Origin of the sequence: Rhizobium giardinii bv. giardinii H152, assembly GCF_000379605.1 — a bacterium.
Taxonomy (GTDB): Bacteria; Pseudomonadota; Alphaproteobacteria; order Rhizobiales; family Rhizobiaceae; genus Pararhizobium; species Pararhizobium giardinii.
Genome location: NZ_KB902599.1, coordinates 1 through 1,335, shown reverse-complemented (window position 1 = coordinate 1,335; position 1,335 = coordinate 1). Strand labels below are relative to the sequence as shown.

1 protein-coding gene is annotated in these 1,335 nt (G+C 52.1%); it reads right to left on the bottom strand.

The window, feature by feature from the left end:
• Positions 1-758: LysR family transcriptional regulator (locus tag A3AY_RS39020; RefSeq protein ID WP_026203249.1), on the bottom strand; the 758-nt coding region annotated here is incomplete at its 3' end.
• Positions 759-1,335: the final 577 nt, after the last annotated feature.

Here is a 1,335-nt window from a genome sequence, read left to right as displayed (position 1 = left end):
CCTGTGTAAGGAAGCGAAGGGAGCCGACTGTCGCTAACGATTTCCATTCCGCCTCGTAGTTCTCCCTCTGGCACGACGGAAATTGCAAGGCCGGCACGCACGACCTCCATGACCCCCTCGAGGCTACTGCAGGTTACGACCCGCCGGGACTGTATACCAGCGCTTCGAAGCGTCTCGACGGCAGTTTTATGGTAGTTGCACGTTCCACCAACCACCGCCAGAGGAATGATGCCGCTGCTGGGAACCTGCCAATTTGGGCAGGACACCCAAATCAGTCTGCTCGTTTGGAGAAGATTAGATCTGTCCAAGTCAGGATCCACCCGAAGCAACGCGAGCTCAATATTTCTGGCTTTCAACTCACGCAACAGGTCGGCCGACATTCCCGCCCTGATTTCCACGTTTACAGTTGGTCGTCGTTCGACAAATTCCGCCAGCGCGCGAGTCAACGGCGCAAACAAGTAGGAGTCATCAACAACACCGACAACAACGGTGCCGCTACTCAGTTCCGGACGAAACGCGCTCTCCATTTCGTCGATAAGGGACACAACTTTGCTGGCTCTTTCCATGAGTTCATCGCCTGACGGTGTAAGCCGGCATCGCCGAGTTGTCCGAACAAACAGTTGTTTACCGAGGTGCTCCTCAAGGCGGGCTACCTGCTGACTAACTGTTGATTGGGTCATATTCAATCGCTGTGCTGCGCCAGAAAAACTTCCGAGCGTGGCAACCGACGTAAACGTCCTCAAAAGTCCGATGTCCATTGCGTGATCCACTTATTCGGCTTGCGCATACATTGATAACAGAAATCGAATTATCTTCAAATGTCTACATGGTAATCTTGAGGCGTCCCGAGGAACGGTACGAAAATGATTATTGAACCTAATACGCCACTGGCAGGTCGCAACGCGCTCATCCCTGGTTCGACAAGAGGGTTGTGCCATGACATCGCTCGGGTATTTGCGAGATTGGCGCCCTGGGCCTTAAGATCGCGAAGCAACGATCTAACACAGCATCTCAGACTGCAGATTTACTGCAATATTGCCCTCTTCTTTGCCGGAATCATGCGAGGAGAGAGGCAATATACGTGATTATTCGGGCCGCATTCGGATAACGATTGATAGCGGGCTCAAACGGTCCAGCATAAAAAAATGGGGAACTAAATGACACACATTTCCGATGTTTGTGAAAACAGCAACTCAAGCGGCTTCATGGTTGGCAAGCGAATGCGTATCTTGCCCGCAGCGGCACTTGCCACCTTTGCAGCCATAACAACGGTGTTTGGTTATCCGGCAATCACGAGAGCTGAAGCGCTTGATTACGCGAAAGAAAATGGCGTGA